The 12,933-nt window shown below is 39.2% G+C and carries 11 protein-coding genes; 10 read left to right on the forward strand and 1 reads right to left on the reverse strand.

Annotated elements, in window-relative coordinates:
* Window positions 1-67: 67 nt before the first annotated feature.
* Complete coding sequence (pepD, locus tag JEP36_RS11070; protein WP_196534262.1) at window positions 68-1,525, reverse strand: beta-Ala-His dipeptidase; 1,458 nt, start codon at window positions 1,523-1,525, stop codon at window positions 68-70.
* Between the two features lie 353 nt (window positions 1,526-1,878).
* On the opposite strand from pepD, the gene gpt reads away from it, so the two are divergent.
* From gpt to recA, 10 genes are all read left to right on the forward strand, one after another.
* A complete protein-coding gene (gene gpt, locus JEP36_RS11075) occupies window positions 1,879-2,340 on the forward strand; it encodes a xanthine phosphoribosyltransferase (RefSeq protein WP_006534780.1) in 462 nt (153 codons plus the stop codon).
* Between the two features lie 208 nt (window positions 2,341-2,548).
* Window positions 2,549-3,799: an esterase FrsA gene (frsA, locus tag JEP36_RS11080; protein ID WP_198620979.1), complete on the forward strand. Its 1,251-nt coding sequence runs from the start codon at window positions 2,549-2,551 to the stop codon at window positions 3,797-3,799.
* Window positions 3,800-3,870: 71 nt separating this feature from the next.
* Window positions 3,871-4,272 carry a sigma factor-binding protein Crl gene (gene crl / locus JEP36_RS11085; protein WP_075672399.1) on the forward strand — a complete coding sequence of 134 codons (402 nt, stop codon included), beginning with the start codon at window positions 3,871-3,873 and terminating at the stop codon, window positions 4,270-4,272.
* A 115-nt stretch (window positions 4,273-4,387) separates the two neighbouring features.
* Entirely contained in the window at window positions 4,388-5,491 is a 1,104-nt protein-coding gene (gene proB, locus JEP36_RS11090; RefSeq protein ID WP_109373927.1) for a glutamate 5-kinase, read from the forward strand.
* Between the two features lie 11 nt (window positions 5,492-5,502).
* Window positions 5,503-6,756, forward strand: coding sequence for a glutamate-5-semialdehyde dehydrogenase (locus tag JEP36_RS11095; RefSeq protein WP_196534260.1), 1,254 nt, complete (start codon window positions 5,503-5,505; stop codon window positions 6,754-6,756).
* Between the two features lie 145 nt (window positions 6,757-6,901).
* The gene (aroL, locus tag JEP36_RS11100) at window positions 6,902-7,414 is read left to right on the forward strand and encodes a shikimate kinase AroL (RefSeq protein ID WP_198620978.1); all 513 of its coding nucleotides are present in this window, start codon (window positions 6,902-6,904) and stop codon (window positions 7,412-7,414) included.
* 103 nt (window positions 7,415-7,517) lie between these two features.
* Window positions 7,518-9,677, forward strand: a complete 2,160-nt coding sequence (gene aas, locus JEP36_RS11105; protein ID WP_198626084.1) for a bifunctional acyl-ACP--phospholipid O-acyltransferase/long-chain-fatty-acid--ACP ligase — start codon at window positions 7,518-7,520, stop codon at window positions 9,675-9,677.
* The gene (gene lplT, locus JEP36_RS11110) at window positions 9,677-10,876 is read left to right on the forward strand and encodes a lysophospholipid transporter LplT (protein ID WP_198630199.1); all 1,200 of its coding nucleotides are present in this window, start codon (window positions 9,677-9,679) and stop codon (window positions 10,874-10,876) included. The genes aas and lplT overlap by 1 nt, the downstream gene beginning before the upstream one ends.
* A gap of 36 nt (window positions 10,877-10,912) precedes the next feature.
* Complete coding sequence (pncC, locus tag JEP36_RS11115; RefSeq protein ID WP_198630200.1) at window positions 10,913-11,419, forward strand: nicotinamide-nucleotide amidase; 507 nt, start codon at window positions 10,913-10,915, stop codon at window positions 11,417-11,419.
* Between the two features lie 107 nt (window positions 11,420-11,526).
* Window positions 11,527-12,597 (forward strand): recombinase RecA, encoded by a 1,071-nt coding sequence (gene recA / locus JEP36_RS11120; RefSeq protein WP_099075159.1) that lies wholly within the window; start codon window positions 11,527-11,529, stop codon window positions 12,595-12,597.
* Window positions 12,598-12,933 lie beyond the last annotated feature (336 nt).

The following is a 12,933-nucleotide window of genomic DNA, read 5'->3' on the forward strand; positions in this document are numbered from 1 at the left end:
TTTGCAGAGACTTCAGTAACAAAAAACCCGCCAATAAGCGGGTTTCATTATTAACGTTAAAGCGAGATTATTTAGCAGGGATTGCTTTTAAAATCGCGGTTAATAATTGCCAGTATTGACCGACGCTCTTAATGTGAACGCGTTCGTCTGGTGAGTGAGCACCACGGATTGTTGGCCCAATAGAAACCATATCCATATCTGGGTAAGGTTTTTTGAACAGACCACACTCAAGACCTGCGTGGATAACCATGATATTTGGTACTTTATCAAACAGTTGTTGGTAAGTGTCACGAACTAAATGCATAACAGGAGAGTCTGCATCTGGTTTCCAACCAGGGTAACCGCCTTTCGTTTCAATATCGGCTTTAGCCAGTTTTGCTAATGCTGTCAGCATGCTAACAACATAGGTTTTACCACTATCGATTAGAGAACGAATTAAGCACAGAATTTCTACTTTATCATCAACAATGCTAACAACACCGACGTTTAGTGAAGTTTCAACAACACCTTCAACATCGTCACTCATACGAATAACGCCGTTTGGCATTGCATTAAGTAAGTTAATGACACGAGATTGGCAATCTGCGGTGAACGCTTTTTTATCTGTTGTTGTATCAATTAATTCAACTTTTAGATTCTTCTCTGCGATCGCTAATTCGCTTTTTAGCAATTCTTCAAAGCGTACTTTTAATGCTTCTAATTCTTTGACTTTATCCGCTGGAATTGCAAAAACAATGTTTGCTTCACGAGGAATCGCATTACGCAGTGTACCACCGTGGAAATCAATTAATTTCAGTGATAATTCTTCTGCATGACCCGCTAAAAAACGTGCCAATAATTTATTTGCGTTACCTAAGCCTAAATGGATATCACCACCAGAATGGCCGCCATTTAATCCTTTTAGAACCAGTTGTTTAACAACGTGACCTGCTGGGATTGCATCGTAAGAAAGGCTTACTGTGGTTTTAACATCAATACCACCCGCACAACCCATGTAGATTTCACCTTCTTCTTCTGAGTCTGTGTTGATAAGAATATCAGCTTGTAACCAACCCGGTTGTAAACCAAAAGCACCGTCCATACCTGTTTCTTCAGTCATGGTTAACAGCACTTCTAATGGGCCGTGTTTAACAGTGTCATCAGCTAAAACAGCTAATGCAGATGCCATACCAACACCATTATCTGCACCTAATGTGGTGCCTTTCGCTTTGATCCATTCGCCATCAATGTAAGGTTGAATTGGATCTTTAGTGAAGTCGTGAACGGTGTCGTTGTTTTTTTGTGGCACCATATCTAAGTGTGCTTGTAAAACAACAGTTTTACGATCTTCCATGCCTTTGGTTGCTGGTTTACGAATTAAAATATTGCCAACGGCATCGCGCTCTGCAAAAAGTCCTTTTTCACTTGCCCAAGAAAGAATGTGGGAAGCTAAGGCTTCTTCATGATGTGATGGATGTGGAATCGAACAAATTTTTGCAAAAATATCCCATAGTGGTTGTGGGGATAGAGTAGATAGTTCAGACACGATGGATCTCCTCTAACAGCATCTGTGTTATTGATAGCCTACCGCTTTTTTAAGGGTTAGCTTTATTATTCTGAGCGTTATACGCCAATATAGTTGAGAATATCACTTTCTTCTGATGAATGCGTCATTCTATTCACATCTCTATCTAAGAAATTAGATCTCTATTTTGCATTCATTTTTTATATGGTTCATTTTTTAATCGAAAAAAGACATTACAGAAAAAAATTAGGATAATCTCACCTGTTTTCACGTTTTTTCTGGTTTTTAGGTGCTCAAATCACTATAATCTCGCGCAACCTTTTTTTCCGCAAAAAAGCTTCTCTCGAAATTTCAGTAGCTAGGATCACAATATTATGAGCGAAAAATATGTTGTAACGTGGGATATGTTGCAAATACATGCCCGTCAATTGGCGCAACGTTTACTACCAGTCGAACAATGGACAGGCATTATTGCTGTCAGCCGTGGGGGATTAGTCCCTGCTGCATTACTTGCTCGTGAATTAGGTATCCGTCATGTGGATACAGTCTGTATTTCTAGCTATGACCACGATCATCAGCGTGACCTCAAAATCTTAAAAAAAGCAGAAGGTGATGGTGAAGGCTTTATCGTTGTTGACGATTTAGTCGATACTGGTGGTACTGCTAAAGTTATCCGTGAGATGTATCCAAAAGCGCATTTTGTCACTATCTTTGCAAAACCAGAAGGGCGTCCTTTAGTGGATGATTTTGTGGTTGATATTCCGCAAAATACATGGATTGAACAGCCTTGGGATATGGGTGTTGCCTTTATTCCACCTGTTTGCGATCAAAAATAAGTTGATAGCATTCGCTTTGCTGTTTTAATTGAGATCCTCGCTTAGGCGGGGATTTTTGTTTTTAAGCTCTTTTCTCTTTTCTCTTCCTCTTTATGATGTCTTCGTGCGATTGCTTGTCGTGATACACATTGTTCCCGTCGATTTCATGCTATGATAAAGCCAGACTTTTAAGCCCCTTTACACGATATCCACTGATTTGAAGAGCGATATGACAGAGAACAAAAACCTTTCTGAAACACTGTTTAAGCCTCGTGCAAAACACGCAGAAACGTCAACATTAATACAGTACACACATCCAAAATCAAATATAGCGACAAACTCTGTATTAAATGGAACAAGCCAGCTAAATTGGTATCGAACAATTCAACGTTTACAATGGATTTGGCGAGGTATTTCTCCTATTGAAATAGAAGAGGTATTAAGCCGAATTGCGGTGCCTGATGCACCTCGTAGTGATGAAAAATTTATCGATACTGTTGTTGGGTATCGTAAAGGTGGCTGGTCATTTGAATGGTCACATCAAGCGATGATCTGGCAACAAAAAGCATTATGTGAAGAGTCTGGTGATGCCGCAGCAGATTGTTGGTTACAAGCCGCACATCTTTATAGTATTGCTGCATATCCCTTTATTAATGGTGATTTTTTAGCGGATCAAGCAGTTATTTTGTCGATGAAAGCTTTTGAGAATGCGACAAAATTCTCCTCTTTTGAAGTCAAAAAACTGACATTTAAATTAGAGGGAAAAGGGACGACAACGGGTTTTCTGCATTTACCCAAAGATTGTAGAGGCCCTTATCCTACCGTGTTATTTTGTGGCGGATTAGACGGTTTACAAAGCGATTATGTCAGCTTTTTCCGTAATTACCTTTCCCCTAAAGGTATTGCAATGCTAACACTGGATATGCCCGCAATTGGTTATTCAGTAAAACAAAAACTAACGGAAGATACATGCCAATTACAAGGTGAAGTTCTAAAACAACTTTCTGAAGTACCTTGGATTGATCATACTCGTGTTGGTGTGATGGGCTTTCGCTTTGGCGGTAATATTGCCGTGCGCTTAGCTTATATCTACCCAAAATTGATTAAAGGTGTTGTTGCCTTAGGCCCTTTGATCCACGCTTTCTTTACCCAAGCTGAATTGCAGAAAAAAATTCCTGTGATGTATCTTGATGTGTTAGCAAGTCGTTTAGGGTTATGGAATATTGATGAGAATAATCTTCGATTATCATTGAGCAGTTACTCCCTGAAAAACCAAGGCCTGATTGGGCGGCGTATGCCTGTTCCTATGATGGGGGTTTATTGGAAAGGTGATGAAATGAGCCCTAAAGAGGATTCGCAATTAATTGCACGCTCTTCTATGGATGGTGACATTCTTGCTATTAATGATAAGCCGCTTTACGAAGGTTTAGAGCTCGCGTTACAAAAAAGCGCAGATTGGATCTATGATAAATTAATATAATTAATTTTGAACAATAACTTGCTAATTATATTAGATTATATAACAGTAGAGTTTCTAAGGAGACTGAATTTATGACTTCATCTTTGAACCCTACCCGAGGTAAGTTATTAAAGCGTTTTGCTCAAATCGGCCCATATATCCGAGAGCAACAATGCCAAGAGAGCCAGTTCTTTTTTGACTGTTTAGCTGTTTGTGTAAATAAAAAAGTCGCGCCGGAAAAACGAGAGTTTTGGGGCTGGTGGATGGAATTAGAACGCAATAATGAACAGCTCATTTATCATTATCAAATTGGGCTATTCGATAAAAATGGTGATTGGCTCCATCAGAACATCAGTAAGAATGATGTTGTTGAGTCAATTAATGAAACACTTATTCGTTTTCATGAATTTCTTCAACTCGCGGTGAGTGAATTAGAGATGACACTCATTCCAGATGAAAAAATGAACAAATTTCCGCTTCCCATTCAGCCCTAATTTTGTGTTAGGGCAACTTTTCATAGATTTTGCGTTATGTCAGTTGGCATAACGCTTCTCTCCTGATAAAACTGTGTATTATCTTTTTAAATAATCAACAAGAATGGTAAATGTTATGAGTAGCAGCCAAACGCTGGTTGTTAAATTAGGGACAAGTGTACTTACTGGTGGTTCACGACGTCTGGATCAGTCTCATATTGTTGAGCTGGTTCGCCAATGTGCTAAACAACACGAAAAAGGGCATCGGATTATAATTGTCACTTCAGGTGCAATTGCAGCAGGGCGTGAATATTTGAATTATCCTGATTTGCCTGCAACTATTGCTTCAAAACAGTTGCTTGCCGCTGTGGGGCAAAGTGCTTTAATTCAAGTATGGAAACAGTTATTTGCCATCTATGGTATTCATATTGGTCAAATGCTATTAACGCGTGCTGATATTGAAGATAGAGAACGATTCTTAAATGCACGCGATACCTTACATGCACTGTTAGATAACCATATTATCCCCGTTATCAATGAAAATGATGCTGTTGCTACCGCGGAAATTAAAGTGGGTGATAACGATAATTTATCGGCATTAGCGGCTATTTTAGGCGGTGCAGATAAACTGTTATTACTAACGGATATTGAAGGGCTTTACACCGCTGATCCTCGTAGTAATCCAGATGCTAAATTGATCCCTGAAGTTTTTGATATCAATGATGAGTTACGCCAAATGGCAGGTGATAGCGTATCAGGTTTAGGTACGGGTGGTATGGCAACAAAACTACAAGCAGCAACCGTTGCAGGGCGTGCGGGTATTGATGTTGTCATCGCGGCAGGCGTACAACCTGAAGTTATCGCTAAAGTTATCAATAATGAACCTGTTGGAACGTTATTTCATGGCTTACAAAGTCCATTAGAAGCGCGTAAGCGGTGGATCTTTGGTGCGCCAATAGCTGGTGTGATAGTGGTTGATGAAGGAGCTGAAAACGCAATTAAAGAAAAAGGTAGCTCCCTTTTACCAAAAGGTATCAAAGAAATTAAAGGCGATTTCTCTCGTGGATGTGTTATCCGCATTCAAAGTTTACAAGGTAAAGATCTCGCTCATGGTGTTGCACACTATAATAGTGATGCACTGCGTCTAATTGCAGGACACCATTCACAAGAAATTAGTCAAATTTTAGGTTACGAGTATGGCAGTGTTGCCGTACATCGTGATGATATGATTGTTAGCTAAGGAGCCTTCTGATGTTAGAACAAATGGGTAAATCGGCAAGAGAGGCATCTTGGCATTTAGCTCAACTATCAACAGAGCAAAAAAATCAGGCATTACTAGTTATGGCTGATTTATTAGAACAACAAGAAGCTTCAATTCTTGCAGCAAATGAAAAAGATATGCAAGCGGCTCGTGAAGCCAATATTAATGCCGCTATGCTTGATCGTTTATTACTAAATTCTGCACGTTTAAAAGCCATTGCAGATGATGTACGACAAGTGTGTCGCTTAGAAGATCCTGTGGGTCAAGTTATTGATGGCCGTATGCTAGATAGCGGTTTACGTTTAGAGCGTCGCCGTGTGCCGTTGGGGGTTGTAGGTGTTATTTATGAAGCTCGCCCTAATGTCACAATTGATGTCGCCTCTTTATGTTTGAAAACAGGTAATGCGGCTATTCTTCGTGGTGGAAAAGAAACTCATCATACTAACCAAGCGGTTGTTGCTGTTATTCAGCAAGCATTAGAAAAATGTGGTATTCCTGCTGGTGCTATTCAGGCGATTGATAAGCCTGATCGTGAGTTAGTCGCTAAAATGCTAAAAATGGATGAGTATATTGATATGCTTATTCCACGAGGTGGTGCAGGGTTGCATAAACTTTGCCGTGAACAATCAACCATTCCAGTTATTACTGGTGGTATCGGCGTTTGCCATACTTTTGTTGATGAAAGTGCGGATTTAGGAAAAGCATTAACAGTTATCGTAAATGCGAAAGTACAACGTCCAAGCGCGTGTAACTCTTTAGAAACGCTCTTAGTACACGAAAAGATTGCAGATCTATTTTTACCACAGCTAAGTGATGCTATGGCAGCTCAAAAGGTGACTTTGCATTCAAGTGAGAAGGCATTAGCAGGGTTAAAAAAAGGCGGAGCTACTGTTGTTGATGTGAAAGATGCTGATTATTGCGATGAATGGTTATCACTTGATTTAAATGTAGAAGTAGTGAGTGGGTTAACTGAGGCTATTAGCCATATTCGCCGTTATGGTACTGCACACTCTGATGCTATTTTAACGCAATCTATCTCTAATGCTGATCGCTTTGTTCGCCAAGTTGATTCTGCTGCTGTGTATGTTAATGCAAGTACACGTTTTACTGATGGTGGACAATTCGGTTTAGGTGCCGAGGTTGCTGTTAGTACACAGAAATTACATGCTAGAGGGCCAATGGGATTAGATGCCTTAACGACCTATAAATGGATTGGTTACGGTGATAATACAATTCGTAGCTAAGTGTTAAGATGATTAAATAAGCCATACTTTTCTAAAGTGTGGCTTTATTTTTTTGTTACATCAGGTATGATATTTCATACTTTACAGTATGTAAATTTTTAATTACACCCCTAAAAGGGAACACACTATGGAGATAGTGCATTTTATGGATAGTACAATTTACCTTATCGGACCTAGAGGTGCAGGAAAAACAACAGTAGGTAAAGCACTTTCCCTCACTTTAGATTATAGATTTATTGATACGGATGATTGGATAACTCAAAAATATCAACAAACTATATCTTCAATGGTTCAAGAGAAAGGTTGGGATTTTTTTCGTCAAACTGAATCAGAAGCATTAGTCCAAGTTAGTCAGCCTAACCAAGTTATCTCAACGGGTGGTGGTATGATTTTAGCAGATCAAAATCGTGCTTATATGAAATCTTCAGGTGTTACTATTTATTTACGGGCATCTCTTGAAACTTTAGTTAAGCGTTTGTCCCAAGATCCAAATGAAGCACAAAGACCAAGTTTGACAGGTAAAACGTTAGTTTCAGAAATGAATGACGTTTTGGCTAAACGTGAACCTTTATATTTGCAATGTGCTGATATCATTGTTGATGCGGGATTACCTATAAATGAGATTATTGAGGCAATTCTCGCAAAACTCACGAAATAATTAAGAAGTCGTCTGATATAAAGGATAAAACAGGGAACATCTATTTTATTTTCATCACATCCTATTTATAGTAAGGCTAATTATAGCAAAATGAGATATGGATATGATGTTGATAGCGTTTTTTAAAACACTATTTAAATTCTTATTTAGAATAAGAATTGAAGGACTTGTTAATCAGTTTTCACAATATGAAAAATGTATAATTACACCAAATCACACTTCTTTTATTGACGGTATATTATTACGTTTATTTCTGCCTATTAATCCTGTATTTGCTGTTTATACCTCTGTTGCTTCTGCAAAAACGACAAGATGGTTAGGTCGTTATGCCGATATCGTACCTTTAGATCCCGCTAACCCAATGGCCGTGCGTCAGTTAGTTAAAGAAGTGGATAAAGGCCGCCCAGTTGTGATTTTCCCAGAAGGAAGGATCACTGTAACAAATGGTTTAATGAAAATTTATGAAGGTGCTGCTTTTATTGCCGCAAAATCAGGCGCTAAAGTTGTTCCTGTTAGAATTGAAGGGGCTGAATTCAGCTATTTTTCACGAGTACGTAAAAGCTTACGAGTAAAGTCTCAATTCTTTCCTAAAATCACCATCAAGGTGCTTCCTGCTGTTGATTTGCCGATGCCAAAAGCTGAAAAATCTTCTGAGCGTCGCCGATTAGCGGGTGAAGCCATGCGTGACATCATGATGGAAGCCATCATGCAAACACGTCCTAATATCACGCTGTATGAAGCATTTTTACAGGCAATGTCTCAATATGGTCGATTTAGCCCGCTAATTTCTGATATCAACCTAAAAGAAGATTCTTATCAAGGATTACTGAAAAAAACGTTAGGGATCAGTCGATTGATTGAGCGCTACACTGAACCTAAAGAGCGTATAGGCTTATTGCTTCCAAATACAACAGTAACTGCGGCTGCACTATTAGGTGCAACAATGCGTCAACGTGTTGTGGCAATGCTAAACTACACGGCAGGTAGTTTAGGTGTACAAAATGCGATGAAAGCCGCATCAATCAAAACCATCTTTACATCACGCCAGTTTCTAGAAAAAGGGAATTTATTACATATTCCTGAGCAAACCCCTGAAGCTAATTGGATTTATCTTGAGGATCTAAAAGATACTGTCACCAGCGAAGATAAACGTTGGGTAATTAAACATCTTATTACGCCTAAAAAAGCGATGTTACCGCAAGATGCACATGATGCAGCCGTTATTCTATTTACATCAGGCTCTGAAGGTACGCCTAAAGGTGTTGTTCACAGCCATTCAAGTTTATTGGCTAACGTTGATCAAATTCGTGCTATTGCTGATTTTTCCCCGAAAGACAAATTTATGTCAGCATTGCCGTTATTCCATGCATTTGGTTTAACTGCTTGCTTGCTAACTCCAATTTGCTTGGGCGCACGTGTTTTTCTTTATCCAAGTCCGTTACACTATCGAGTTGTACCTGAATTAGTCTATGACCAAAACTGTACGGTGTTATTTGGTACATCAACCTTTTTAGGAAACTACGGAAAGTTTGCCCATCCTTATGATTTTGCCAGAGTTAGATATGTGGTTGCTGGGGCTGAAAAGCTCTCTGAATCAACGCGTGTTTTATGGCAAGAGAAATTCGGTATTCGTATTTTAGAAGGTTATGGCGTAACAGAATGCGCACCTGTTGTGTCAATCAACGTACCTATGAGTGCCAAAGCTCATACAGTAGGGCGCTTATTGCCGGGTATGGAAGGGCGTTTAATTCCAATGAGTGGTATTACCGAAGGCGGTAGATTACAACTTCGTGGTCCTAACGTAATGATGGGATACTTACGTGTAGAATCACCTGAAAAATTGGAAGTCCCTGTCGCAACCAATGCTGACGGTATTGACGAAGAAGGTTGGTACGACACTGGTGATATTGTTGCTATTGATAGTGAAGGTTTTTGTACTATTAAAGGGCGTGTAAAACGTTTTGCAAAAATTGCGGGTGAAATGGTTTCTCTTGAAGGTGTTGAGCAACTTGCACGTAAAGCCTCTAAAGGTGAACACGCTGTTGTGACAATAAGTGATAAACGTAGAGGCGAATCATTAGTTCTGTTCACAACCGATAAGCAATTAGATCGTAGTACGCTATCAGCATTGGCAAAATCGGAAGGTGTTGCTGAAATTGCTGTACCAAAGGATATTCGTTTTATCAAAGAAATTCCTGTTTTAGGAAGTGGGAAAACGGATTTTGTCTCATTGAAAAAACTTGCTGAACAGGAAAATAACTAATGTCAGAGAATATTAGTCAGCCCCCCTTAATGAGTAGAGGAATGAAAGCGGTATTGATATCGCAATTTCTTTCTGCTTTTGCTGACAATGCATTATTGTTTGCGATCCTCGCTCAGTTTAAATCGGCGCTTTACCCTGAGTGGAGCCAACCTGTTTTACAAATGGTATTTGTGCTGGCTTTTATTCTTTTAGCACCTTTTGTTGGGCAGTTTGCTGATCGTAATCCTAAGGGTAGGGTAATGCTCAGTGGGAACCTTTTAAAATTCGTAGGCGCATTTCTTATCTGTGTTGGCTCAGATCCTTTCCTTGGTTATGCCTTAGTGGGAATTGGTGCTGCTGTTTATTCTCCTGCTAAATATGGCATTTTAGGCGAACTTACCGATGGTGAACGCTTAGTAAAAGCTAATGGTTTAATGGAAGCATCAACGATTGCTGCTATTTTATTAGGTTCAGTGATTGGTGGTTTGCTCTCAGATTGGAGCATTGTTTTTGCATTAGGTGTTTGCGCTGCAATGTATGCTTTAGCGGTATTTGTTAACTTTGGTATACCAAAATTATCAGCGGCTCAAATCGGGCGAGGTTGGAACATTAAAAGAATGTTGACTCAATTTCTTGAGGCAACGCGTACCTTATGGACTGATAAAGAAAGCCGTTTTTCTTTAGTGGGAACCAGCATGTTTTGGGGCGCAGGGGTTACATTGCGTTTTTTACTTGTTCAGTGGGTACCTATTGCTCTAGGTATGACTGATAATACGACACCGACTATATTAAATGCGATGGTTGCCATTGGTATTGTAGTCGGTGCGGGGCTTGCCGCTAAATTTGTAACACTGAAAACAGTACGCCGCTGTATGCCTGCCGGTATTTTAATTGGTCTTGGTGTTGTTTACTTCTCATTGCAAACCTCAATTATTCCATCTTACCTAATTCTTATCATTATCGGTATTTTTGGCGGTTTCTTTGTCGTGCCATTGAATGCGCTATTACAAGACAAAGGAAAGCACAGTGTAGGTGCTGGTAATGCTATTGCTGTACAAAACTTAGGTGAAAATACGGCAATGCTATTAATGCTTGGATTATTCTCACTGGTGACGAGCATTGGTGTCTCTGTCGTTGCTATCGGAATTGGGTTTGGTGCTATTTTTGCCATAGCAATTGGTGGTCTATGGTTATGGGATTGCACCAGAAAGAAATCTTAAACAGTGAGATTTAGAATAGAGGTTAGATGAACCTTAATGATAAATTACGATGAAATGACCCGCCTAAGTATTGAGGTGGGTAAAGCATTACTTGAAAAGAAGAGCACGATAACAACCGCTGAATCTTGCACTGGCGGATGGATTGCGAAAGTTATCACTGATATTGCAGGAAGTTCTGAATATTATCACCGTGGCTTTGTAACATATAGCAATGAAGCAAAGCATGAAATGATAGGCGTTGATGAACAAACTTTGCTTAAATACGGCGCGGTGAGTGAGGAAGTCGTTCTTCAAATGGCTAAAGGAGCACTGATAGCCGCTAATGCAGATTTTGCAGTGTCTGTTAGCGGTATTGCTGGCCCTGGTGGTGGTAGCGAAGAAAAACCCGTTGGTTTAGTTTGGTTTGGCTTTGCAATGAAAACACCAACAGGTATTCAAACTACGGCAAAACACTGTATATTCAGTGGTTCACGAGAGCAGGTAAGAGCGGCATCTGTTATTTTTTCTTTAAAATCAATCCTTAAAGAAATTATTAATAATTAACTTGATACTGTATGATTATACAGTATAATGAATTTCAACAAGCAAAATCATATACGTTTTAATGGTAGTGACCCATATTTATGCTTCACTGCCCAGAGGGAGATAACATGGCTATTGATGAAAACAAACAAAAAGCATTGGCCGCAGCACTTGGTCAAATTGAAAAGCAATTTGGTAAAGGGTCTATCATGCGTCTGGGCGAAGATCGTTCCATGAACGTTGAAACCATCTCTACAGGTTCTTTATCATTAGACGTTGCTTTAGGTGCTGGTGGTTTACCACGCGGCCGTATTGTTGAAATCTATGGCCCAGAATCTTCTGGTAAAACAACGTTAACTCTACAAGTTATCGCTGCTGCTCAACGTGAAGGAAAAATTTGTGCATTCATCGATGCTGAACACGCTTTAGATCCTATCTACGCTAAAAAACTAGGTGTAGATATTGATAACCTGCTATGTTCTCAGCCTGATACAGGTGAACAAGCCTTAGAAATTTGTGATGCGTTATCTCGTTCTGGTGCTGTTGATGTTATCGTTGTTGACTCCGTTGCTGCCTTAACGCCAAAAGCAGAAATTGAAGGTGAAATCGGTGATTCGCACGTTGGTTTAGCTGCTCGTATGATGAGCCAAGCCATGCGTAAATTAGCGGGTAACCTGAAAAACTCCAACACATTGCTTATTTTCATCAACCAAATTCGTATGAAAATCGGTGTTATGTTTGGTAACCCAGAAACTACAACAGGTGGTAATGCACTTAAATTCTACGCATCTGTTCGCTTAGATATTCGTCGTATCGGTTCTGTTAAAAACGGTGATGAAGTTGTTGGTAGTGAAACACGCGTTAAAGTGGTGAAAAACAAAATTGCAGCGCCATTTAAACAAGCTGAATTCCAAATTATGTATGGTGAAGGTATCAATACCTTTGGCGAATTGATTGATTTAGGTGTTAAACATAAATTGGTAGAGAAAGCTGGCGCATGGTACAGCTACAATGGTGAGAAAATTGGTCAAGGTAAAGCCAATGCAACAACTTACCTGAAAGAACACCCTGAAATGTATGATGAGCTAAACACTAAACTACGTGAAATGTTATTAAATCATGCGGGCGAATTTACTAGCGCAGCCGATTTTACTAACGATAGTGATAATGCTGCAGACATTGAAGAGACAGAAGAATAATTTTTCTGCCAATGTCTAAATGACTAAATTGAACGTGTATTAAAACATATTACGATTATCGTAGTTGTAAATCACTAGTCAATTAATGTGATTTAACTCACTTAGAAAAGGAAGCTATAAAATGGCTTCCTTTTTGCTATATGTCGTATTTTTTATTCAAAAGAGAGCTAAAGTTAGTCTTATTTTGTTTTCTTTTTCTAAAAAATAGCCTTTAACACTACTTTACTTAATATAACGATATTTTTTACTAACCTATTTTCTATAGTTGTATGAAGTTTTATATAGTGAAATTTTGGTGATATATCCTTGTTAATAAATAATCTAAATAAGAATCAT

Origin of the sequence: Proteus sp. PR00208 (assembly GCF_016238545.1) — a bacterium.
Taxonomy (GTDB): domain Bacteria; phylum Pseudomonadota; class Gammaproteobacteria; order Enterobacterales; family Enterobacteriaceae; genus Proteus.

Excerpts from the sequence above, each read along its gene's own strand:
- JEP36_RS11095 (WP_196534260.1), top strand. The coding sequence starts at position 5,503 with ATGTTAGAACAAATGGGTAAATCGGCAAGAGAGGCATCTTGGCATTTA.
- recA (WP_099075159.1), top strand. The coding sequence starts at position 11,527 with ATGGCTATTGATGAAAACAAACAAAAAGCATTGGCCGCAGCACTTGGT.
- crl (WP_075672399.1), top strand. The coding sequence starts at position 3,871 with ATGACTTCATCTTTGAACCCTACCCGAGGTAAGTTATTAAAGCGTTTT.
- frsA (WP_198620979.1), top strand. The coding sequence starts at position 2,549 with ATGACAGAGAACAAAAACCTTTCTGAAACACTGTTTAAGCCTCGTGCA.
- lplT (WP_198630199.1), top strand. The coding sequence starts at position 9,677 with ATGTCAGAGAATATTAGTCAGCCCCCCTTAATGAGTAGAGGAATGAAA.
- aroL (WP_198620978.1), top strand. The coding sequence starts at position 6,902 with ATGGATAGTACAATTTACCTTATCGGACCTAGAGGTGCAGGAAAAACA.
- pncC (WP_198630200.1), top strand. The coding sequence starts at position 10,913 with ATGATAAATTACGATGAAATGACCCGCCTAAGTATTGAGGTGGGTAAA.
- gpt (WP_006534780.1), top strand. The coding sequence starts at position 1,879 with ATGAGCGAAAAATATGTTGTAACGTGGGATATGTTGCAAATACATGCC.
- aas (WP_198626084.1), top strand. The coding sequence starts at position 7,518 with ATGATGTTGATAGCGTTTTTTAAAACACTATTTAAATTCTTATTTAGA.
- proB (WP_109373927.1), top strand. The coding sequence starts at position 4,388 with ATGAGTAGCAGCCAAACGCTGGTTGTTAAATTAGGGACAAGTGTACTT.